Consider the following 21304-nt stretch of genomic DNA (forward strand, 5'->3'; position numbering starts at 1 on the left):
TTTTTCGAGCTAGGAGCACATCCGTGGGTACCCGTCTGTCCATTTCGGAGTCCGACGAGCAGAAATGGCTCGCCGAAGCCGTCCAGCTGGCCACCACGAACGTCGAACGCGGCGGCGGCCCGTTCGGCGCGATGATCGTCCGGGACGGTTCGGTGCTGGCCACCGGGACCAACCAGGTGACGCCGACGCTGGACCCGACGGCGCACGCCGAGGTGGTCGCGATCCGCGCGGCCTGCCAGGCGATCGGCGACTACAAACTCGACGGCTGCGTCCTCGTGACCTCCTGCGAGCCTTGCCCGCTCTGCCTTTCCGCCGCGCTCTGGGCGCGTGTCGGCAAGGTCGTCTACGCCGCGGACCGCCACGACGCGGCCGAGGCGGGTTTCGACGACCGCGAGTTCTACGACCTCTTTTCCCGCCCGCGCGAGACCTGGTCACTACCCGTCGGCCAACTGTCCCTTCCGGACTCTTTCGCGCCTTTCCAGGCCTGGCTGTCGAAACCCGACAAGAAGGCTTACTGAGTTTCTTCCCGCCCCACAACGTTGTGGAGTAGGCATGACCCAATTAGGTACAGAGCGTCCCCACCTGCCCTCGCCCGAGCCGGGGCGGCTGTCCGGGCTCGACCGCTGGTTCAAGATCTCCCACCGCGGCAGCACGGTCGGCCGCGAGGTGCGCGGCGGGATCACCACGTTCGTCGCGATGTGTTACATCGTGCTGCTCAACCCGCTCATCCTCGGCGCGTCGGCGGACATCACCGGCGCGAGGCTGAGCACCGAGGCGATCACCACCGCGACCGCGCTGGCGGCGGGCGTCACCACGATCCTGATGGGTTTCGTGGGCAACGCGCCGTTGGCGCTCGCGGCCGGTCTCGGCGTCAACGGCGTCGTCGCCTTCCAGATGGCGCCGACCATGACGTGGGCACAGGCCTTCGGGCTCGTCGTCCTCGAGGGCGTCTGCATCGTGTTCATGGCCGTTTCCGGTGTCCGGGAACGGATCATCAACGCGATCCCGATGCCGCTCAAGGTCGCGATCACCGTCGGCATCGGGCTCTACATCGCGCTGGTCGGCCTGGTCAGTGCCGGATTCGTCACGCGGACACCCGACTCCGCGCAGTCGACCGTGCCGGTGCGGATGGGGATCGCCGGCCATCTCGAAGGCTGGCCGATCGCGATCTTCTGCCTCGGTCTGCTGCTGATGATCGTGCTCGTGAGCCGCGGCGTTCCGGGCGCGGTGCTGATCAGCATCGCGGTCGCGACCGGGCTCGCGGTACTGGTCAACAGCGTGTTCGAGGTCGACGGCTGGGGGCTGGTCGAACCCAAGGTGCCCGAGCAGGTCGTGGCGCATCCCGATTTCAGCCTGCTGGGGGACATCGACCTGTTCGGCGGCTTCGCGTCGGCGGGGGCGGTGACCGCGGCGGTCTTCCTGTTCACGCTGGTGCTTTCCGGGTTCTTCGACGCGATGGGCACGATCACCTCGGTCTCCGAGGAGGCCGGGCTGGTCAAGGACGGCAAGGTCGAAGGGATGGGCCGGATCCTGCTGGTCGACGGCGCGGGCGCGCTGGCGGGCGGGGTCACCGGTTCGGCGCCTAACACGGTCTTCCTGGAGTCTGCGGCGGGTGTCGGTGAAGGCGCGCGGACCGGGCTGGCGAGCATCGTCACCGGCGGGTTGTTCACCGCGACGCTGTTCCTGACCCCGCTCGCGACGGTCGTCCCGGCGCAGGCCGCGGCGCCCGCGCTGGTGGTCATCGGCGGCATGATGATGGCCCAGTGCGCGCGGATCCCCTGGCGGGACCTGGACTTCGCGATCCCGGTGTTCCTCACCATCGCGCTGATCCCGTTCACCTACTCGATCACCAACGGCATCGGCGCCGGGCTGGTCGCCTACGTGCTGATCAAGATCTGCAAGGGCAAGATCCGCGAGATCGGCTGGATCCTCGGGATCCTGGCCGCGGTGTTCGGGGTGTACTTCGGGATCGAAGGGATCATGTCGTGGTTCTGATGTTCCTCAACGGCGGCGGGATGCGCGGCGGTCCGCTGCACGAACAGTTGCAGGGCGCGCCGTTGTGCTGCGTGGCCCGATCCGCGCCGAAGTATTACTACTTCTCGGTGGGGGACCGGTTTCCGGCGATGTACGAAGGCGGTTCCGGCTCCGTGGTCGGGGAGGTCTACGACCTGCCGCTCGCGGTCCTGCGGGACCACCTCGTCCCCGCCGAGCCGCCGGAACTGGAACTGGGCGTCATCGAACTGGAGGACGGCGCGGCCTGCCTCGCGACCGTGCTGCGTTCGTCCTTTGTGGACTCCGACGAGCTGACGGACATCTCCGGCGTGGGGGACTGGCGGGCCTACCTGGCGTCCCGCTAGTGGTCCGTGAAGGCCTCCTTTCCTACCCTGACGGTAGGGAAGGAGGCCTTCACGGAACAGGTCAGAGCACGAAGACGAGGTCGCTCGCCGCCGCGTGGAACATCTCGGGCGTGCCCGCGTAGAAGGCCCGCCAGACGCCGGGCTTGCGGTGTTCGGCCGAAGCCGCGTAGGCCCAGGTGGTGCCGTTCCAGGTGGCGTCCACCGTCGCCGCCGTGGTCCAGCGGTAGGTGCTGAACGAGAAGTACTGGAGCTCGACCGGGATCGGGTTCGCGGTGTACTGGCCGGGGAAGTCGATCGTGCCGGAGCCGGTCACGGCCTTGGCCGCACCGCGGCCCGCCGCGAACGACGTGATCTTCGCCGGGTGGAGCACGACGATCTTCGGGGTGTCGGCCTGCGAGTTCGCGACCGCCGCGTCGGTGGAGAAGAAGTCGGCGTGGTAGTTGCCGGTGCGGATCGGGGTGAGCGTCGCGCTGTAGGCGCCCGCGGCGTCGGTGACCGGCTTGGCCTGAGCCTCACCGCAGAAGCCGTTGAAGCAGAAGGAAATGCCCACCTCGGCGCCCGCGATCGGGGTGGCGTCGGCCTTCTTGAGCTTGCCGGAGATCGTGACGGTCTTCCCGGCGTCGATCTTCGTGCTGCTGGTGGTCGTGGTGAGGGTGGACGGCTGGACCTCGGCGGCGGTCGCGGGCACCGCGACGGCGGTCAGCAGGGCGGCGGCCGCGATGGTGCCGATCACGAGCTTCCTGATGATCATGTGCTCCCCAAACGGAATTCGGCGTTGACGACCGCTAGGTCGATCGGAAGCCGTTGCGCGTTGCGGAGAAACCCCGGAATTCAGAAGCCCGCCGTCGGTGCTTCACGCGTCGGGGAGCAGCGTGCGCGCCAACGCGACCGACGAAACCCCCGCGACCTCGAGCGCTTCGGTGTTACGCAGCGAACGGCTCAACACGAACGCCCCTTCGAGACTGTTCACCAACGCGATCGTGAGCTGGCGCGCCGCCGCGGGTTCGAGGCCGTACTTGCCCAGCTTCTCGGTTCCCGTCTCGATCCACGCGGTGAAGACGTCGGCCGTCGCGATCCGCAGCTTCTCGTTGGTGCTCGCGACCTCAAGCGCGACCGTCGCGATGGGGCACGCGTCGGCGTAGTCGGTGACCTGGAGTGTCTCGGCCGCGCTCGCGAAGCACGCTTCGATCCCGTGGATCAGGTCCGGCTCTTCGGCGAAGAAGATCTCGAACAGCGCGAGGTACATCATCCCGGAGGTGCGGATGACCTCCTCGCCGAGTTGCTCCTTGCCGCCGGGGAAGAAGTGGTAGAGCGAGCCGAACGGCGCTTTCGCGGCCTCGACGATCTGCTTGACCCCGGTGCCGGTGTACCCGTTGCGCCTCAGCAGCTCGGCGCCGGCGTTCACGATGCGTTCCCGTGTTCCTGTCACGCTCCCATGATAGAGCGTTCTATCAAGTGGCGTTCTCACCCCTGAAACGTGAAAGATGCTCACTTCTATTGTGGACGGAGGTGGGAACTTGTCAGGATCGGCCGGTAGTCCAACGACGGATCACGAGGTCGCCATGCGCCGTACCGCCCGACTTGTCCTCGCCACGCTGCTGGCTGTCGTCTCCCTAGCGAGTTTGGGGACGCCGGCGAGTGCCGCGGAGAGCCCCGCCTTCCGCAAGTACGTCGCCCTCGGCGACTCGTACACCGCGGGCCCGCTGATCCCGTGGCAGCAGGCGAGCTGGTGCTTCCGGTCGAACAACAACTATCCGGCCTGGCTGGCCACCAAGCTCGGGCTCTACTACGAGCCGGGCGCGTTCACCGACGTCAGCTGCTCGTCGGCGGACACCACGAACATGACCAGCCCTCAGACGGTACCCTCGCCGAGCCTGGCGCTGGGCAGCGTGCCGCCGCAGTTCGACGCGCTGACCCTGGACACGGACCTGGTGACCATCGGCATCGGCGGCAACGACTACAGCGTCTTCGGCAGCCTGATCGGCACCTGCCCCGAGCTGCGCGACGACGACCCGACCGGCTCGCCGTGCAAGGACCACTTCACGATCAACGGCAAGGACACCCTGCTCGCGGCGCTCGCGAACACCCAGCGCAACCTCGAACGCGTCGTCAAGGGGGTCCGTGAGCGGTCACCGGCCGCCACCATCGTGCTGGTCGGCTACCCGAGGATCGTGCCGTCGAAGGGCTATTGCCCCAGCGTGGTCCCGTTCGCCGACGGCGACTACGCCTGGGCCGACGAGGTCGAACGCGCGCTCAACAAGGCCGTCTCCACCGCCGCCCGCAAGCAGGGCGCCCGCTACGTCGACACCTACGGGCCGAGCCGCGGCCACGACGCCTGCTCCGGTGACGCGGCGTGGGTCAGCGGCAAGGACACCAACCTCTTCCGCGCGGTCGCGTACCACCCGTACGCGGCGGGAATGAAGGCCGAAGCCGACCTGGTCTTCAAGGCGCTGGGCGGCACCACCGCCGCGTCCACGAAGGCGCCGGACGCGCGGAACGCGACCACTTCGGACGAACTCCAGCGGAAGGCCGCCGCGGCGGGACTTGTGCCGCGGACCTAGCCACCCCTCAATCCTTGGTTCACCTTCCGGCGCTACCTGCGGTCGATGTTCGCGCGGCAGGCCCGGCCCTAGCGTCGAGATCCGTTGGGAAACCGAGGAAAGAAGGGGGCAGCAGATGAAGCGGCTACTGACCGCCGGGGTGATCCCGGTGGTCGTGGGCGGGCTGCTCGCCGGGGCCTTGCCGGCTTCGGCGAGCACGCTGAACACGACGAACATCCCGGACCGCTACACCGGCCAGACACTCGATTGGCATCCTTGCGCGGCGGAGGAGCTGATCACGTTGCCGCCGGGCACCGACATCGGCGGACTCGAATGCGCGACCTACCGCACGCCTCGCGACTGGGACCGCGCGGCGGAGCGGCAGGACCTGACCATCGCGGTCAGCAGGCTGAAGTCGACCGGACCGTCGACGGCGTCGGTGCTCACCAACCCGGGCGGGCCGGGCGGCGCCGGGCGCTGGTTCCCGGTCACGTTCCGCGGGCAGGAGAAGCTGCGGCAACACCAGGACGTCATCGGCATCGACGTCCGGGGGACCGGCAAGAGCACCAACGTCACCTGCCGTGGCACCGCGGACCTCGTCCGCCAGCTGGACCCGCGCGACCGCGATCCGCGCAACCTGAACCAGATCCTGGCCAACGCGGAACACGTGGCCAAGTCCTGTCAGGCCGCCAGTGGCGAACTCGGGCCGCTGATCACCACCTACCAGACGATCAAGGACTTCGACCTGCTCCGGGTGCTGCTCGGCCGGGAGAAGATCAACTGGGTCGGCTACTCGGGCGGCACCTGGCTGGGCGCGCACTACGCGCAGCAGTTCCCCCAGCGGACCGGGCGGTTCGTGCTGGACTCCTCGACGGAGTTCACCACGACGTGGCAGAACTCGTTCAACCGGCAGGCGGTCGGGTTCGAACGACGCTGGCGGCAGGACTTCCTGCCGTGGATGGCGCGCTACGACGCCAAGTACCACTTCGGCACCAGCGGCGAAGAGGTCCGGCAGGCCTACGAGCGGCTCCGGTACACCTTGTCGCGTCATCCGCTCAACGGCAACGGGCCGATGGAGCTCGAAGGTGCGATGGTCTACATGCTCTACAAGAAGGAGTCCTTCCCGGCGCTGGCCGATCTGCTGGTCAAGGTGCGGGCGGGGCTGGAGAACGGGGAGCAGGCGAAGGCCGACGCTCTCGCTGCCGTCAAAGACGCGGGGGACTTCCCCGACGCGCAGGACGCCACGTTCTGGAACACCCTCTGCGGGGAGGGCCGGTTCACCGGCACCCGCGAGTCGCTGATCCGCGACTCGCAGCGGAACCTCGACCGCGGACTGCTCATGGCGGGCGGCGGCGTGCTGAACGCCTCGGTCTGCCTGTTCTGGGACAAGCAACCGCGTCCGCTGCCGAAGCTGGACGGCAAGGGTGTCCCGCCGGTGCTGATCGTCCAGTCCGAGCACGACCCGGCGACGCCGATCGAGGGAGCCCGGAAGGCGCACGCCGGGTTCGCGAACTCGCGGATGCTGACGGTGACCGGCGAGGGTGACCACGGGCTCTACGCGACCGGCAACGCCGCCGTGGACAAGGTCGTGGACGCGTACCTGGCCGACGGGGTCGTCCCCGGCGACCAGAGCGTGCCCGGGATGCCGCTGCCGGTTCCCTAGCGAGAGTCTTGAGGTGCAGGGCAAAGGTGTCGCGCGGGGCGTGGCCTGGTGGCTTCCTTCGACGCGGGGCCAGGTTGGTGACTGTGTGGATTTCGGGACGTTAGATGTCCCGAAATCCACACAGTCCCGCCTCGCCTGCCCGATCGCCGCCGCCTGAGGACGGTGTTGCGAAGGGCGCTTTCGCAACATCGTCGCCCGGCGGATCGGAGCTGGGTCGTGAGTGGCGATTCGGGTTAGAGCCAAAGGGGTCTTAGGTACATGAAGGCCCCCTTCCTGTACCTAGGCGCAAGGAAGGGGGCCTTCATGTACTGCGGGACGAGTTTTAGGACTTTCGTGACATGGCCGCTGGGCGGCACGAACTTGCGAACACTGGCACGCAAAATAGAACCCGAATCGCCACTCACGACCGCCTGGACCGCGGCCTCACTGCACCCTAGAAAGCGGCGAGGGTGTGCCAAGCCAGGCCGGCGTCCTCCGCGTCATCGCGCAGGACCACACCCTCGATCAGGCCGTACGGCCGGTCGGCGGCGTAGAAGACCTCGTTGTCGTTCTTCAACCCGAACGGCGACAGGTCCACCAGGAAGTGGTGCTTGTTCGGCAGTGACAGCCGGACTTCGGCGACCTCTTCGCGTTCCTCGAGCACGGCCTCTCCCATCGCGTACAGCGTTTGCTGCAGGGAGAGGCTGTGCTTGTCCGCGAAGGTCTCCAGCAGGATCCGCCGGACCTCGGCGTGGCTCGCCGTCCAGTCGATGCCGTCACCTTGGTAACGCCAGCGAGCGGTCACGGCGGTCGCGAGGATCCGGTCGTTCGTCTCGGCCAGCGTCGTGTACTCGTCCCGCGGGAAGCCGTGGAACTCCGAACCGGTCGACTTGAGCACGACGAGATCGTCCAAACCGGACACCACCCAGGCCTGACCGTCCTGAATGGTCACCGCGGTCGTGCGCTTTTCACTGCCCGCCTGGGAGAACGCGTGGTCATGTCCGGAGATGCGGTTCCAGCCATGCTCGTCGACCAGGACCCGGGCGCCGGAGATGTGCTCGAACGAGTCGACGAAATGCCGTCCGAGGCGGAGCGCGAAGTCCTCGATCTCACCAACCGGGGCCTCCTTGGCGAAGGCGTAGACGGTGTTCTTCTGCGTGTCGGTCGCGACGACGTCGGCGTTGTCGCCGGTGAGGTGCGTGGCCGCGAGGTCGCCGCGCAGCGACGTCGAAACGGTGAGGTCCTTGAGGTGATGGACGGTGCCTTCGCGCCGCACGGTGACGAGCCGGACTTCGGCCTTGCCGTACTGGTTGGGGCCCAGGGTGATGGCCACGGGCGATCAGCTCCCTCGATAGGTGGAGTAGGCGAACGGGCTGAGCAGCAACGGCACGTGGTGGTGCTCGGTCCCGTCGGCGATGCGGAAGGTCAAGGTGACTTCGGGGAAGAAGGAGTCCGGGCCGAGGTGGGCGCCGGTGTCGAAGACCAGCCGGTACACCCCGGGGTCCAGGGTTTCCGGGCCCAGGTCGCGGATCCGGCCGTCGGTGTCGGTCCGGCCGTCGGCGATCGGTTCGCCCGCGCCGGTTTCGAGCCGGACCCCGACCCCGGCCGCCGGGCGTCCCGCGGCGGTGTCGAGGATGTGCGTGGTCACCAGGCTCATGACGTCACCGCCTTTTCCAGCCGCAGCGCGGCGATCTTGGCCAGCTCTTGACCGGCCACTTCGAGTTCCTTCTCCGGATCGTTCGAGAGCCTCGAACGGAGGTTTTCCAGCAGTTCGGGGCCGCTCCGGCCGCTCGCGCAGACCAGGAACACGTGCCCGAACGTCGCTTCGTACTCGGCGTTGGCCGCCGCGAACTCACGCGCCGCGGAACCGTCCACACCGGACTGTTCCGAGCGCGACCAACCGGCTTCGGTGCTCTCGCCGCCCGATTTCTCCCCGATCCGGGGATGGGCGGCCATCGCCTGCCGGATCTCGCCGGGGCGCAGCGGGGTCAGCGACTCGGACGCGGTGAGCAGGGCGGCCAGGTCGGTGTAAGGGCGCCTGGCCAGCAGGGTTTCCACCCAGCGCGGGACGTCGAGGCAGGCTGTCAGCACCGGCCGGACGTCCTGGGCGGGTGCCTGGTCGAACTCTCGAATGGTGAGCGGCACGGGAACCGACGGTACGGCGACGGATCCGCCTCCGTCAACATTTTGTTGAATTCACTCTTCAGTCTTGGTCGCGGTTGAGGTAGTTGTAGACCGTGAACCTCGTGACCCCCAGTGCCTCGGCGACGGTCGACACCGATTTGCGGAGGCCGAACGCGCCGCGTTCCTTGAGCAGCCGGACCGCGCGCTGCTTGGCGGCGCGGTCGAGGGTGTCGAGCTTGCCACCCAGCTCGCGTTCGACGTCGCCGATGAGCCGGGCGAGGGCGCTGTGCAGTTCGACGGCCGGCTCGCCCGCGTCGTCGCCGACCTGCCGGAGTTGGAGGGTCACGCGGGTCGCGCCGCCGTTCAGTGCCGCCCTGGCGATGGCGGGGAGCGCGTCGAGCAGGGTGTCGGCGTCGCCGCGGACGAGGGTGCCGAGCGGGCCGAAGTCGGCCGAGAGGCCCGCGCCTTCCGCCGTGTCGCGCGCTTTGACGGCATGCTCGGGTGGCGGGCCCTCGCCGTGGAACGGTTCGCTGGTGAACTCGGCTTCTAACTGCACCCAGCGAAGGTAGCGCCGCCGAGGCTCATTGACGAGCAGGGTGGCCGGAGTTAATGTCGGAGTGCGAAACCTCGATTCCACTCAGTGGAAATTGGGAGTATCAATGGACTTGGTGATCAAGGCTGCCAGGGCGATCACGGCCGCCGGAGAAGTACCCGCGACGGTCGGCATCGAGGATGGCCGCATCGTCGCGGTGGAACCGGCCGGAGCCGCGCTGGACGGCGATCGGGTGCTCGAACTCGGCGAGGACGTCGTCCTGCTGCCGGGTCTCGTGGACACCCACGTGCACGTCAACGATCCGGGCCGCAGTGAATGGGAGGGTTTCGCTTCGGCGACCCGCGCGGCCGCGGCGGGCGGGGTCACCACGATCGTGGACATGCCGCTGAACAGCCTGCCGCCGACGGTCGACGTCGCGGCGCTGGAGGTGAAGCGCAAGACCGCCGAGGGGCGCGTGCACGTCGACGTCGGATTCTGGGGTGGTGCCATCCCGGGCAATCTGGCGGATCTGCGGGGGCTGCACGAGGCCGGCGTGTTCGGCTTCAAGTCGTTCCTGCTGCACTCCGGGGTCGACGAGTTCCCGCCGCTGGACGCGCGCGGGCTCGAAGAGGCGATGACCGAGCTGCGGACCTTCGACGGCATGATCATCGTGCACGCGGAGGACTCCGACGCGATCGATCACGCGCCCGATCCGCACGGCGAGAAGTACGAAGACTTCCTGCACTCGCGGCCGCGTGGCGCGGAGAACGTGGCGATCGCGCAGGTCATCGAACTCGCCAGGAAGACCGGCGTGCGCGCGCACATCCTGCATCTGTCCTCTTCGGACGCGCTGCCGATGGTCGAGAGCGCGCGGCGCGACGGCGTCCGGCTGACCGCCGAGACCTGCCCGCACTACCTGAGTTTCACCGCGGAGGAGATCGGCGACGGGGCGACGCAGTTCAAGTGCTGCCCGCCGATCCGCGAGGCCGGGAACCGCGAACTGCTGTGGCAGGGCCTCGCGGACGGCGTCATCGACTGCGTCGTGACCGACCATTCGCCGTGCACGCCGGAGCTGAAACGCTTCGACAGCGGCGATTTCGGGCTTGCCTGGGGTGGGATCGCCGGCCTGCAACTCGGTCTGCCCGCGGTCTGGACACAGGCGCGGCAGCGCGGGTTCGCGCTCACCGACGTCGTCCGCTGGATGGCCGAACATCCGGCAGCGCAGGCGGGGATGCGCCGCAAGGGCCACCTCGCGCCGGGCTACGACGCCGACTTCAGCGTGTTCGCGCCCGACGACGCGTTCGTCGTCGACGTCGCGAAATTGAAGCACCGCAACCCGGTCAGCGCCTACCACGGACGTCCGCTCGCCGGTGTCGTGCGGAGCACGTGGTTGCGCGGCAAGGAGATCACCGGTGAAGACCCGGCAGGCGTCCTGCTGACCCGGGATGAGGAGCTGAGATGGAGGAGACCGTGAACGACCGTCCTGAGTGGACAAAGCTGCCCGATCTGGCCTCGCGCAAGTTCGGCGGGACCGTGATGTGGGCGACGGATGAGTTGTTCGCCGAGAAGGAGAATCTGGTCAATCCCTGGACGCCCGCGCACCGGGCGGAGACCTTCGGCCCCAAGGGCCAGGTCTACGACGGCTGGGAGACCCGGCGGCACCGTGAGCCCGGAGACGACCAGGCCGTCGTCCGGCTCGGCCTGGCGGGCGCGATCACCGGCGTCGTCGTGGACACCGCGTTCTTCAAGGGGAACTACCCGCCGTTCGTCTCGGTCGAGGCGTGCGCCGTCGAGGGCTACCCCAGTGCGGCCGAAGTATCCGAAGCCGACTGGGACGTGCTGGTCAAACGCGGCGCGGCCTCGGGTCATACGGAGAACTTCTTCGAGGTCGGCGGGAGCAAGCGCTACACGCACCTACGGCTGACCATGCACCCGGACGGCGGTGTCGCCCGGCTGCGGGTGCACGGCACGCCGATCCCGGACCCGCGGCTGCTCGACCTCGGCGCGCTGGACCTCGCGGCCCTGGAGAACGGCGCGGTCGTCACCGGATGCAGCGACATGTTCTATTCCTCGCCCAACAACCTCTTCTCGCCCGGGCTCGCCGCGCACCAGGCCGAGGGCTGGGAGACTTCCCGCCGCCGTGACGACGGGAACGACTGGGTCACCGTGCGGCTCGCCGGCGCGGGTGTCGTCCGGTTCGCCGAACTGGACAACAGCAACCTGAAGGGCAACGCGCCCGGCTGGGCGGCGTTGAGCGGGCGGGACGGCGACGGCGAATGGGTCGAGCTGCTGCCGAAGACCCGCCTGCAGCCGGACACGCGGCACCGGTTCGCGCTCGCTTCGGGACCTGAGGTGACCGAAGTGCGTCTCGACATCTATCCCGACGGCGGCATGGCACGCCTACGCCTCTTCGGCGCCCTGACCGACCGAGGCCGTGAGGACCTCACTTCGCGCTTCGGGGGTGCTCAGGGCTGAGCGCCGGGCCGGTTCAGGTACGCGGAGAGCAGCGAGAGGACGGTTCCGACCGAGAAGATCGCGGTGAGCCACCAAGCGCCGCCGATGGACAGGTTCCATACCAGGGCACCGACCATGAGCAATGCCATGACGATGTTCCTGAGCTGCAGCGGAGTCGGTTTGGCCATACCGCACCCTCTCACGCGGCCGGATTTTTTCGAGCGGCGGGCAACCCCGTGGATGTGACATGCGTAAGCGATGTGTCACCGTGTCATCCACGATTGGGGAGATCGAAGTGCAAGCCGAAACCCGAAGAATCCCGCGGCGGGGCCTCGCGCTCGTCGCCGCGTGCCTGGCCGGGAGCGCCGTTCTCGCTGCTCCCGCGCAAGCGACGTCACCCGAAACGGCAGCGCGATCGCAGAACAAGCCGGTCGAGATCCTCTCCGAGCGTACGGAGAACTCGGCCACCTTCGCCAATCCCGACGGTTCCCGCACCACCCAGGTGCACGGCGGCCCGGTCCACGTCCGCCGCGGCGGTGACTGGACCCCTGTCGATCTGACGCTGGTGAAGGGCGCCGACGGCCTCGTCCGGCCGAAGGCGCATCCGCGTGACCTCGTGCTGACGGGCGCGAACGGCAAGAGCGGGGATCTCGCCACCGTGCAGAGCCGGGACGGGAAGGTCGCCCTGCAGTACCCGGGCGCGCTGCCCGAACCGGTGCTCACCGGTGAGGTCGCCACCTATCCGGAGGTCCAGCCCGGCGTCGACCTGCAGGTCAAGGCCACGCGGACCGGGTTCGAGCAGTTCTTCGTCGTCAAGCGCCGTCCCGAGCGCGCGCTGACGTTCGCCCTCCCGCTGCGGGCCACCGGGCTCACGCCGCGCACCGACGCGGACGGGAACACGGCGCTCGTCACGGCGTCCGGCGACGTGGTGGGCAGCGTGCCCGCCGCCGAGATGTGGGACTCACGGATCGACCAGCGCAGCGGCGACCCGGCCGCGAAGGTGAAGGTCGGCAAGGTCGTGTCGGCCAAGGAGCGGGGGACCCTCGGCCTGAACGTGACGCCGGACGCGGGGTACTTCGCGGACCCGGCGCGCGCCTATCCGGTCATCGTCGATCCCGGTGTTTCGGTGTGGACGAACTTCGACACCTTCACGCAGTCGAACATCGCCACCACCGACCAGTCGGGTGCCACCGAACTCCGCATCGGCACCTACGACGGCGGGGCCACGAAGGCCCGCTCGTATCTCCACTTCGACGTGTCGCGATTCCGGGGCGCGGAGATCGAATCGGCCACTTTGGCCTTGTGGGGCAACCACTCCTACTCGTGCTCGCCGCGCAACTGGGAGATCTGGGACACCGCCCTGGTGGGCACCGGCACCCGCTGGGCGAACCAGCCGGCCCCCGGCACCCGCTGGGCGACGACGAACGCGACCCGCGGCTACAGCGCGGCTTGTGCGGCCGATTGGGTCCGTACGCCGATCGGGAACCTGATCGGTGCCTGGGCGGGCGCCGGGGTCACGACCGGTTCGATGCTGCTGAAGGCGGAGAACGAGGCGGATTCGTCCGGCTGGAAGAAGTTCTCGTCCAGCGAGGGCGGCAAGTCGCCGTACCTCGAGGTGACGTACCGGAACCAGCGGCCGAATCCCGCCGCCGGGCACGACATCTCGGATCGCGTCGACTCCGGCGGTGTCACCTACACGAAGTCCCTGACCCCGACGCTGCGCTTCACGCCGACGGACCCCGACGGCGGCAACGTCACCGCAGTCTTCTATGTCTACGAAGGCGAAACGATGATCGGGGACTTCTGGCAGTGGGACGTCCCGTCCGGCACCACCGCGACCTGGACGGCGCCGCCGGGGCTGTTGCAGGAGGGCCACGACTACCGGTTCCGGGCCACCACCTTCGACCCGGGCGGGGAGTTCGGGGACGACGCCTGGGTCTCGCTGCAAGCGGTGTCGAGCGGCCTCTACGCCGACGTCGCCGCGTGCGGCTGGAACAACGGGACCAAGGTCCAGCAGTGGCCGTCGAACGGCGCGGACTGCCAGAAGTTCTTCCCGTGGGGCACCGGTGACGGCTACTACCAGTTCCGCGCCAAGCATTCCGGGCAGGTGCTGGACAACACCGGCTGCAGTACGGCCAGCGGGAACCCGGTGACCACCTACGACCGCGTCGCGGGCGCGTGCCAGAAGTGGACGATCGAACCGCAGGGCGTCGGCACCGGGGTGTACCGGTACGCCGTGCAGAACGCGGGCAAACTGCTGGACCAGGGCTGCACCGCGGGCCAGGGGGCACCGCTGTTCATCTGGGACCGCGTCCCGGGACGCGGCTGCCAGAACTGGCGGATGCCGGTGTCGCCGGCGAACGGGGTCACCGTGCAGTGGCTGCCGTTCACGGTGAACACGGCGGCGGAATAGCGGTCAGGGAGCGGACTGGCGGCGGGAGCTGATCACTCCGGTGTTGAAACCGGCGAGGTGGAGCCCACCGGCGAACCGGGCGTGCTCGATCTTGACGCAGCGGTTCATCACCACGTCCAGTCCGGCTTCCTTGGCCTGATCGGCGACGGGTTCGTGCCACAGGCCCAGTTGCAGCCAGAGCGTGCGCGCTCCGGCCCTGACGACCTCCTCGGCGACGCCGGGGAGGTCGTCGTGCTTGCGGAACACGCTGACCAGGTCGACCTCGCCGGGCACGTCGGCCAGCGACGGATACACCGGCCGCCCGAGGAGTTCGTCCAGCCTCGGGTTCACGAAGTTGACCTGGTACTCGCTGGAGGAGAGCAGGTACGTCGCGACGAAGTAGCTCGGCCTCGCCGGATTGTTCGAGGCACCGACGATGGTCACGGACTTCGTCCGCGAGAGGAGGCGGCGGCGTTCGACCGCGCCGACGTCGTAGCTCATCCCGCCACCGCCTTGCCGAGTGCCTGGTCGAGATCCCACAGGATGTCGTCGACGTCCTCCAGGCCGATCGACAGGCGGATCAGGTCCGCGCCGACGCCCGCCGCGCGCAGCTGGTCCTCGGAAAGCTGCTGGTGCGTGGTGGACGCCGGGTGGATGACCAGCGTCCGCGCGTCCCCGACATTCGCCAGATGCGACAGCAGTTCGACGGAGTTCACGAACGTTTCCCCGGCCGCGCGGCCGCCTTCGACGCCGAAGGAGAACACGGCGCCGGGCCCGGCGGGCAGGTACTTCTTCGCCCGGTCGTGATGCGGGTGATCCGGCAGGCCCGCGTAGTTCACCCAGGCCACGCGCGGATCCGCGGCGAGGTACTCCGCGACGGCCCGTGCGTTGGCGATGTGGGCGTCCATCCGCTGTGGCAGGGTCTCGACCCCTTGCAGCAGAAGGAAGGCCGAGTGCGGGGAAAGGACGGCGCCGATATCGCGCAACTGCTCGGCACGCAGCCGGGTGCAGAAGGCGTACTCGCCGAAGTTCTCCCAGTACTTCAGGCCGCCATAGCTCTCGACGGCCTCGGTCATCCTCGGGAACTTCCCGTTGCCCCAGTCGAACTTCCCGGATTCGACGATCACCCCGCCGAGTGTGGTGCCGTGCCCGCCGAGGAACTTCGTCGCGGAATGCAGCACGATGTCCGCGCCGTGCTCGATCGGACGGCACAGGTACGGCGTCGCGAGGGTGGCGTCGACGACCAGCGGGATGTCGTGCGCATGCGCGAGTTCGGCCAGCCCGGCGAGGTCGGCGATCCCGCCACCGGGATTGCCGATGACCTCGGTGAAGATCAGCTTCGTCCGGTCGGTGACGGCGGCCGCGTAGTCCTCGATGCGGTCTCCGCTGACGAAGGTGGTCTCGATGCCGAAGCGGCGCAGCGTGCCGGTGAGCTGGGTGACCGTCCCGCCGTAGAGACCGCCCGCCGAGACGATGTGGTCCCCGGCCTCGGCCAGCGCGGAGAAGGTGAGGAACTCGGCCGCCTGGCCACTGCTCGTGGCGACACCGCCGATCGCGCCTTCGAGGCTGGCCAGGCGTTCCTCGAAGGCCGCGACCGTCGGATTGCCGATGCGGCTGTAGACGTTGCCGTACTTCTGCAGCGCGAACAGGTTCGCCGCGTCGGCCGCGTCCTTGAAGACGAAGCTCGTGGTCTGGTAGATGGGCACGGCGCGGGCGCCGGTCGCCGGGTCGGGCGTCCCGCCCGCGTGCAGGGCGCGGGTGCGGAAGCCCCAGGTGCGTTCACTCATCGCGACCGACGCTACCTCGCGTCCCACCCCGTGACCATCGTTCCCAGCACGTGGCTAGGGGCGGTCCAGGGTGATCACGGTGCCCGGACGGTGGCCGTTCCGGCGCGGGGTGACCGGACGTTGTTCGGAACGGGCCACCGCCACCCCGGCGGGCCGGTGCCGGTCGATGGGCAGCACCTCCCGCGAGTTCGTCCGGTCGGCCAGCCGGAGGGACTGCGCCGAGGTCAGCCACTCTTCGGCGGGCTCCGCGATCTCGAGCAGCAGGGCCTCGAACTCCGACCTCGTGGTTTCGAGGATGTGCGGCGCCGCGAGCCAGCGCAGCACCTGCCGCCCGGTGACCGCCATCCGCTGCCGCGGCGAGGACACCAGCCGCTGGTCGAAGTAGCGGATCAGCACCTCGTCCACGGTGTCCCACGCGTTGGAGGCGCCGAACAGGTCCAGCACGTCCTCCGAGCCGAGGATCTTGAACGCCTCGGTCAGCAGTTGCATGACCTCGACCCGCAGCACGTTCAGGTGGCCGTAGGAGGTGAACTTGAGGTTGTTCCGCAGGTCCAGCCCACTGCGCCGGACGACCGCGACGCTGCCGAAACTCGGGTCGTACGCGCGTTCCCGGACGACGTCGGAGATCCGCTTGTCCCGCCAGAACAACGCCACCTGGTTGGAGAACTGCGTGAACAGCTGGTGGAAGTCGGTGTTCGGCCGCGAGTTCGCCGAGCCGAGACCCTTGCCGTAGCCGAGTACGCGCCGATACGCGCTGACGCGGTCCCGCCGGGTGTAACGCAGGACGTCCCGCCGGTCGAACCGGTACAGGCCGAACGCGCCGGGGCCGTCCGAAAGCCGGATGGCGCCGCCCTGGAACAGCTCCTGCAGTTTCTGCACCACACGGAACACGCCGATCCGTTCGTGCTGGTACAGGTAGTACAGGTCGCCGACCGCGATGACCCGTTCCGAGGCGACCGTCTCGTCGTAGGCGTCGATACCCGGCGGCATCGCCGTCGCCCCGAGGTCCGCGGCCGAATTGTCGCCGAGGCCGACGAGCTGCGCGATCCCGCCGTCCGCGGGCCCCGGTTTGGCCCGCTGTTCGGCTTCGACCGCGGTGAGCATGTCGTCGAGCTGCTTGAGGACCGCGTCGCCGAGTTTCGGATCGCTGCCCAGTTCGTTGGCGAGCTTTCCGGCGACCTGCCCGCGTAGTGCCGCGACCCGGTCGAACAGTTCCCGGTATTCCTTTTCCGTGCCCATCGTGTTCCTCCCGTACGGGTCCGGCTACTGCCCGGGCCGTTTGCGCGTGGTCCGGGGTTTCGGCGGTTCCTCCGCCTCGGGTGGTGTCTGCTCCTCCTGGAAGCCGTGCCCTTCACGGAGTTCGGCGACCGACGGCACCGCCGGTGTCCGGCCGGACGGCGACGTGAGCTGCGGGGTGGGCGGCGCGGGCGAATTCGGCCCAGCCGACGACGGCGAGCCTCCCCGCCCGATCGGCTCGGCGATCCGGACGACCTCCTGGAGGTGGTCGTCGAGTTCGTCGATGGCCCGCTGCACGCGGGAGCTGAAGAAGCCCGGGGGAAGCGACGCGCGGAAGTTGCCGGGCACGTCCCCGTTGGAGCCACCGGGGTTCTGCCGGGGAAGGTTCGCCACGATCCGCTGCAACCGCCTCGCGATCTGGATGAACGATGTGCTGACGCCCTCCTTGCCCGCCGACTCGATCAGCTTGCCGCCCTCGTAGGTGGCGAACTCGCGGATCCAGCGCAGCAGTCCGCCGAGCGACATGGTCCCGCCCACCGGATCGGGGACACGGAGCACTTCGAGGTCCTCCTGCTGGATGAACACCGACCGCAGCATCGCGACGACCTCGTCGACCTGGGACGCCGTCGCCGACAGCAGTCGTGAGAGAGCGACCACGGCGGGGCCGAAGAACGGCTGGCCGCCCGCCGGCTGCGAGAACGGATCGATCTTGTCGCGCGCGTCCTGCCAGCCCCGGAACAACGAGACCACCCAATCCGCCAGTGTGATGAAGGAGGTCTGGATCCGCTCCTCCTCGATCGTGTTGACCTTGCCCGAGACCAGGCCGAGCTCGTCCCGCAGCTGGCCGAGGTGTCCTTGCACCGGGTCGCCGCCGTTCCCGAGCAGCAGCAGGAAGAGCTGATCGACCCGCGCCACGCGGATCAGCGGGCTCTCCAGCTCCTGCCGGATCTGTTCGAGGTCGTGCCGGACCAGGGCCCGGTAGCTCTCGGCGTTCTCGGGATCCGTGTCCGTCCTCAGTGGACGGAGCGAGTCGAGCAGCGCCAGCGAGTCCTTCACCGCGCTTCGGGCACGGGCCGCGAGCGAGGCCTGGCCGCCGGTGACGGCGCCGAGGTCGGCTTGAATCGCATACCCTCGCGGAGTCCACTTGGCTTCAGTACGCCCTTGGACCTCCTTCAGCTCGAAACTCCCGGTCAGCGCCGCCACGAAGCCCTTGGTGTCGCCCGCGCGCCACTTCCAGCCGAGCGCGTCGCTGATCGTCTGTTCGGCGAGTTCGCCGGAGGCCGCCGCCCGCGGTGGGTACTGCCCGGTCGACAGCGGGTACGCGCTGTCGATGTCCTGTGCACGCGGCAACGTCGCTCCGCGGTCGTCGTTGATCGTCATCGGGTCGCCCCACATCCCTTGAATTCGGCCAGTTCCACTGCTTCACGCCAGCACCGCACCATCACGTCCTCCGCCGAGGACAAGGCGGCGGCGCACTGGTCCACCCCGGCGTGAAAGCTCTTCGCCCAGCCACGCCATTCCTGCTCCCGTCCGTGCACCGCGCGCAGCAGCCCGGAAACCGCGTGATGCGAACGGCACTGCCCGTCCACCCGCCGCCGCAGCTTCAGCAGTGACGACGCCGTGGTGTGCAACGACTCCGCGCTCACCGGACGCTGTGTCGCGCGAGTGGCCGCCTCGACCTCGCCGGTGCCGTCGAGGACGACTTCGGCGAGATGATCCGCCGCGGCGAGCCCGACGCCGGCGGGCCTGTCCTCGGCGGCGCTGATCTCCAGTGCCCGCCAGCAGGCGGCCACCAGGTTCACTTCCGTGCCCAGCCGGGAGAATTCGGTGTGGAGTGTCATCTCGCCCTCCTGCCGAGTTCTTCCATGAAGAAGCCGAACAGTCGTCTCGGTGTCGACATCCGTTCTTCGAGCGCGAACCGGACCGCGCCGATCAGGAAGCGTTCCGGGACCACACCCGGGGAAACGCCGCCCGCCAGTCTTTCCGCGGCTTCCTCGATCATCGCCTGTTCCTTGGCCTCGAACCGCAGCACCTTCGCCAGCGGGCGATGGCCCAGCGAGGGGAACGAGGTGAAGCACATCGCGTCCACCACCGCGGGGATCGCCTTGTCCGCCGTCTTCAGCAGCGCCGACGGCGCGTTGATCAGCTTCGCCCTCGGGTACAACTTGTGCCACGTCGCCGCGTAGCTCTCCGCGTGGCGAGTGAAACCCATGCGGAGCAACAACTCCACCGAGATCTTCGCGCGGAGATACGGCACCGGATGCACCGCGCGCGGGGTGAATCCCATCGTTTCGAGTTCGGTCCGCCCGATGACGTCGAACAGCGAACCGACCACCGCCGGGCCGCCCAGCAACAGCGCGGACAGGTCGGCGAACGTCTCGCGGTTCCACCTGACCCAGACGCCGGTGATCGGCCTCGGCACCCCCGCTTCGACGAGCCGTGCCGCCACCTGCAACGGGATCGCCCTGGCGAGTCCCAGGTCGTTCTGCAGGTTGTGGCTCACCTCGTGCAGGACCGCGCCGAGCGTCCACGGATTCACCAGCCGGTGGTACGGGAGCTGGATCAGCGGAAACGGGTTGAGCCGGTTTCCCAAGCGCCGCAAGGGGATCCCGCGGCGCGAGGTGGCCGGGCCGGAGCCGGTGCGCAGATAACAGAACGGCGGCGGGGTCGGGATCGACCGCCAGCTCCCGATTCCGAGGTAGGCATACTGGTAGCAGTCGAGTGCCACCCTGTCGCAGGCCACCAGCCATGGGGCGAACGCGCCCTGGCGCTGGTTGAACAGGTCTAGGTAGAAGTCCCAGACCCGTTCGGTGGTCTTGACCCAGTGCTGTGCCCGGGACTTCGCCCGCAGCAGCCGCGCCAGTTCCGCCTGTCCCGGCCGCGCCACCGCCTCGTCCGCCGCGCGGCGCGCCGAGCGGGTGGCGGAGAACAACGGCTCCCGCAAGGTCGCCATCGTCCGGTTGACCGCCGCGAGATGGGCCCGGCTCGGGCCGGTGGCCGGATCGCCGAACTCGGACCAGCGGAATGGCCGCAGCGCCTCCAGATGCCGTTCCACGTTGGTGGCCTGGGACAGGACCCAAGCCGTCAGCTCGTCTCCGGATGGCCCCGCCCGCCGGGATCCGGTGGACGAGGCCGCTTCACCGGATGTCGCGGGCCGCGCCTCAGCGGCGGCGCGCACGGCCGCGCGCCTTGCCGCGGCGGGCGGCGCCCGAACGCGCACGGGACTGCGTCTTGCGCCCGCCACGGGCCGCGGGACGACGGCGGCGCTGCTGGGGACGGCCGCGACCGCGCTGCCGGCTCCGCCGGTTCGCGGGCGCGTTCTGCGCGCTGTTCACGGTGTGGCCGACCAGCCTGCGCGTGATGTAGCGGGCGTTGATCGGTTGGCCGTCGGCATATCGGCGCCCGACATCGCGCGCGGTGCGCCCGATGATCTTCGGGATGTGCCGGACGGCGCGGCGGGTCGCCGGGTTCCGCCACAGCTTGCGGCCCAGGTTGACCGCGCCGCGGATCAGCTGCGGACCGTGCTTGATGATCTTCGGTGCCGCCCATCTCGCCGCCTGGAACGCCAGCGGCGCGAGCGCGCCGAGGAAGGCCTCCGCCTCGTCCTCGGTCTCCGCGTTTTCGGCCTGGAAGGCCAGTTGCGCCATCATCTCGGCGTCGGAATAGACCCGCCGTCCCGGATGGGCGAAGTCCTCGTCCTCGGATTCCAGTTCGAACTCGTCCTCGAGTTCGCGGACGACGGCCTCGAACTCGGCCTCGAATTCGTCTTCGTCCTCGTACTCGCCGTAGGCCTCGTCCTCCAGCTCGTCTTCGAGCTCCCGGGCCAGCCCGCCGACCTCGTCTTCGAACTCGTCCTCGTCTTCGAATTCGCCTTCCAGCTCGTCTTCGAGTTCGTTTTCGAACTCGGCCTCGAGTTCACGGCTCAGCTCGTCTTCCAGCTCGCCGTCCACTGCCGCATAGCCACGGCTCATAACGGTTCTCCTCTGCTCCGGTGAAAATCCGCGATCGCCGGCGCGGCGCGTCGGTGAGCACGGGACCGACACTGCCCGCGCATCGGGGGGTACCGGTAGTCACACGTTCTTGTGTGACATGAACCGACTAGTTCGTACCTGTCACACAAATCGACGATGCGCTTTTCCTGTCGGAGGGGTTTGCTAGAGAGGGAGGGAGACCAAGAGGGGGGAGGCCGGTCTATGTCCATGGGCCCGGCGGTCGGATTTCCTGCGCCAGCGATACATGA

22 protein-coding genes are annotated in these 21304 nt (G+C 68.8%); 8 read left to right on the plus strand and 14 right to left on the minus strand.

The window, feature by feature from the left end:
• Positions 1 to 23 precede the first annotated feature (23 nt).
• The 3 genes from ACLJRM_RS23225 to ACLJRM_RS23235 are packed head-to-tail and all read left to right on the plus strand — an operon-like array spanning position 24 to position 2357.
• Positions 24 to 518, plus strand: coding sequence for a nucleoside deaminase (locus tag ACLJRM_RS23225; protein ID WP_020630619.1), 495 nt, complete (start codon positions 24 to 26; stop codon positions 516 to 518).
• 34 nt (positions 519 to 552) lie between these two features.
• The gene (locus ACLJRM_RS23230) at positions 553 to 1995 is read left to right on the plus strand and encodes an NCS2 family permease (protein WP_410664280.1); all 1443 of its coding nucleotides are present in this window, start codon (positions 553 to 555) and stop codon (positions 1993 to 1995) included.
• Complete coding sequence (locus ACLJRM_RS23235) at positions 1986 to 2357, plus strand: gamma-glutamylcyclotransferase (protein WP_410664281.1); 372 nt, start codon at positions 1986 to 1988, stop codon at positions 2355 to 2357. Before ACLJRM_RS23230 ends, ACLJRM_RS23235 begins: the two co-directional genes overlap by 10 nt.
• Positions 2358 to 2418: 61 nt before the next feature.
• Here ACLJRM_RS23235 and ACLJRM_RS23240 read toward each other — a convergent pair whose 3' ends face one another.
• Positions 2419 to 3108, minus strand: a complete 690-nt coding sequence (locus ACLJRM_RS23240; protein WP_101609676.1) for a hypothetical protein — start codon at positions 3106 to 3108, stop codon at positions 2419 to 2421.
• A 102-nt stretch (positions 3109 to 3210) separates the two neighbouring features.
• Complete coding sequence (locus tag ACLJRM_RS23245) at positions 3211 to 3762, minus strand: TetR/AcrR family transcriptional regulator (RefSeq protein WP_101609675.1); 552 nt, start codon at positions 3760 to 3762, stop codon at positions 3211 to 3213.
• 157 nt (positions 3763 to 3919) lie between these two features.
• On the opposite strand from ACLJRM_RS23245, the gene ACLJRM_RS23250 reads away from it, so the two are divergent.
• Both ACLJRM_RS23250 and ACLJRM_RS23255 read left to right on the plus strand, forming a co-directional pair.
• A complete protein-coding gene (locus tag ACLJRM_RS23250; protein WP_410664282.1) occupies positions 3920 to 4918 on the plus strand; it encodes an SGNH/GDSL hydrolase family protein in 999 nt (332 codons plus the stop codon).
• Between the two features lie 115 nt (positions 4919 to 5033).
• Complete coding sequence (locus ACLJRM_RS23255; RefSeq protein ID WP_410664283.1) at positions 5034 to 6560, plus strand: alpha/beta hydrolase; 1527 nt, start codon at positions 5034 to 5036, stop codon at positions 6558 to 6560.
• A 433-nt stretch (positions 6561 to 6993) separates the two neighbouring features.
• Here ACLJRM_RS23255 and pucL read toward each other — a convergent pair whose 3' ends face one another.
• The 4 genes from pucL to ACLJRM_RS23275 are packed head-to-tail and all read right to left on the minus strand — an operon-like array spanning position 6994 to position 9219.
• A complete protein-coding gene (gene pucL / locus ACLJRM_RS23260) occupies positions 6994 to 7872 on the minus strand; it encodes a factor-independent urate hydroxylase (RefSeq protein WP_410664284.1) in 879 nt (292 codons plus the stop codon).
• 6 nt (positions 7873 to 7878) lie between these two features.
• Positions 7879 to 8196 (minus strand): hydroxyisourate hydrolase, encoded by a 318-nt coding sequence (gene uraH / locus ACLJRM_RS23265; RefSeq protein ID WP_101609671.1) that lies wholly within the window; start codon positions 8194 to 8196, stop codon positions 7879 to 7881.
• The gene (gene uraD, locus ACLJRM_RS23270) at positions 8193 to 8684 is read right to left on the minus strand and encodes a 2-oxo-4-hydroxy-4-carboxy-5-ureidoimidazoline decarboxylase (protein ID WP_410664285.1); all 492 of its coding nucleotides are present in this window, start codon (positions 8682 to 8684) and stop codon (positions 8193 to 8195) included. The genes uraH and uraD overlap by 4 nt, the downstream gene beginning before the upstream one ends.
• A gap of 58 nt (positions 8685 to 8742) precedes the next feature.
• A complete protein-coding gene (locus tag ACLJRM_RS23275) occupies positions 8743 to 9219 on the minus strand; it encodes a helix-turn-helix domain-containing protein (protein ID WP_101609669.1) in 477 nt (158 codons plus the stop codon).
• Between the two features lie 103 nt (positions 9220 to 9322).
• Between ACLJRM_RS23275 and allB the strand changes: the two genes are divergently transcribed.
• On the plus strand, positions 9323 to 10669 hold the full coding sequence (gene allB, locus ACLJRM_RS23280; protein WP_410664286.1) for an allantoinase AllB: 1347 nt from the start codon (positions 9323 to 9325) through the stop codon (positions 10667 to 10669).
• Positions 10654 to 11670 carry an allantoicase gene (gene alc, locus ACLJRM_RS23285; RefSeq protein ID WP_410664287.1) on the plus strand — a complete coding sequence of 339 codons (1017 nt, stop codon included), beginning with the start codon at positions 10654 to 10656 and terminating at the stop codon, positions 11668 to 11670. Before allB ends, alc begins: the two co-directional genes overlap by 16 nt.
• On the opposite strand, the gene ACLJRM_RS23290 is transcribed toward alc, so the two are convergent.
• Positions 11661 to 11837 carry a hypothetical protein gene (locus ACLJRM_RS23290; RefSeq protein WP_168214377.1) on the minus strand — a complete coding sequence of 59 codons (177 nt, stop codon included), beginning with the start codon at positions 11835 to 11837 and terminating at the stop codon, positions 11661 to 11663. The genes alc and ACLJRM_RS23290 overlap by 10 nt on opposite strands.
• 107 nt (positions 11838 to 11944) lie before the next feature.
• Here ACLJRM_RS23290 and ACLJRM_RS23295 point away from each other — a divergent pair, with 107 nt between their 5' ends.
• Entirely contained in the window at positions 11945 to 14062 is a 2118-nt protein-coding gene (locus tag ACLJRM_RS23295; protein WP_410664288.1) for an RICIN domain-containing protein, read from the plus strand.
• A 3-nt stretch (positions 14063 to 14065) separates the two neighbouring features.
• Here the strand turns inward: ACLJRM_RS23295 and ACLJRM_RS23300 are convergent, their stop codons facing one another.
• From ACLJRM_RS23300 to ACLJRM_RS23330, 7 genes are read right to left on the minus strand one after another with little or no spacing between them, the layout of a single operon-like run.
• Positions 14066 to 14542, minus strand: a complete 477-nt coding sequence (locus ACLJRM_RS23300) for a CoA-binding protein (protein WP_101609665.1) — start codon at positions 14540 to 14542, stop codon at positions 14066 to 14068.
• The gene (locus ACLJRM_RS23305) at positions 14539 to 15828 is read right to left on the minus strand and encodes an O-acetylhomoserine aminocarboxypropyltransferase/cysteine synthase family protein (RefSeq protein WP_410664289.1); all 1290 of its coding nucleotides are present in this window, start codon (positions 15826 to 15828) and stop codon (positions 14539 to 14541) included. Before ACLJRM_RS23305 ends, ACLJRM_RS23300 begins: the two co-directional genes overlap by 4 nt.
• A 54-nt stretch (positions 15829 to 15882) precedes the next feature.
• Positions 15883 to 17067: a hypothetical protein gene (locus ACLJRM_RS23310; protein ID WP_101609664.1), complete on the minus strand. Its 1185-nt coding sequence runs from the start codon at positions 17065 to 17067 to the stop codon at positions 15883 to 15885.
• A 24-nt stretch (positions 17068 to 17091) separates the two neighbouring features.
• Positions 17092 to 18444 (minus strand): hypothetical protein, encoded by a 1353-nt coding sequence (locus tag ACLJRM_RS23315; protein ID WP_410664290.1) that lies wholly within the window; start codon positions 18442 to 18444, stop codon positions 17092 to 17094.
• Positions 18441 to 18905: a hypothetical protein gene (locus tag ACLJRM_RS23320; RefSeq protein ID WP_410664291.1), complete on the minus strand. Its 465-nt coding sequence runs from the start codon at positions 18903 to 18905 to the stop codon at positions 18441 to 18443. The genes ACLJRM_RS23315 and ACLJRM_RS23320 overlap by 4 nt, the downstream gene beginning before the upstream one ends.
• Positions 18902 to 20242: a hypothetical protein gene (locus ACLJRM_RS23325; RefSeq protein WP_410664292.1), complete on the minus strand. Its 1341-nt coding sequence runs from the start codon at positions 20240 to 20242 to the stop codon at positions 18902 to 18904. Before ACLJRM_RS23325 ends, ACLJRM_RS23320 begins: the two co-directional genes overlap by 4 nt.
• On the minus strand, positions 20226 to 21035 hold the full coding sequence (locus ACLJRM_RS23330; protein ID WP_101609662.1) for a hypothetical protein: 810 nt from the start codon (positions 21033 to 21035) through the stop codon (positions 20226 to 20228). Before ACLJRM_RS23330 ends, ACLJRM_RS23325 begins: the two co-directional genes overlap by 17 nt.
• Between the last annotated feature and the right edge of the window lie 269 nt (positions 21036 to 21304).

The sequence above is a fragment of the Amycolatopsis sp. lyj-84 genome, assembly GCF_046549075.1.
Lineage (GTDB): Bacteria > Actinomycetota > Actinomycetes > Mycobacteriales > Pseudonocardiaceae > Amycolatopsis.